Source organism: Enterobacter sp. CFEC122 (assembly GCF_052983755.1).
On the sequence record NZ_JBRIQR010000141.1, the window covers coordinates 1 to 403 of the forward strand.

1 pseudogene is annotated in these 403 nt (G+C 56.6%); it reads left to right on the top strand.

Going from position 1 to position 403, the window contains the following annotated elements:
* Window positions 1–403: pseudogene (locus ACVCAM_RS26515) on the top strand (IS5-like element ISKpn26 family transposase); the annotation flags it as partial.

A 403-nucleotide genomic window follows, 5' to 3' on the forward strand; every position in this document is an offset into this window, starting at 1 on the left:
GAAAAGAGATTTTCCTCTCCCGCATGGAGCAGATTCTGCCATGGCAGAATATGACCGCTGTCATCGAGCCGTTTTATCCCAAGGCGGGCAATGGCCGACGGCCCTATCCGCTGGAGACCATGCTGCGTATTCACTGCATGCAGCATTGGTACAACCTGAGCGACGGTGCCATGGAAGATGCCCTGTACGAAATCGCCTCCATGCGCCTGTTTGCCCGATTATCCCTGGATAGCGCCCTGCCGGATCGCACCACCATCATGAATTTCCGCCACCTGCTCGAGCAGCATCAACTGGCCCGTCAATTGTTCAAGACCATCAATCGCTGGCTGGCCGAAGCAGGCGTCATGATGACCCAAGGCACTTTGGTGGATGCCACCATCATTGAGGCACCCAGCTCGACCAG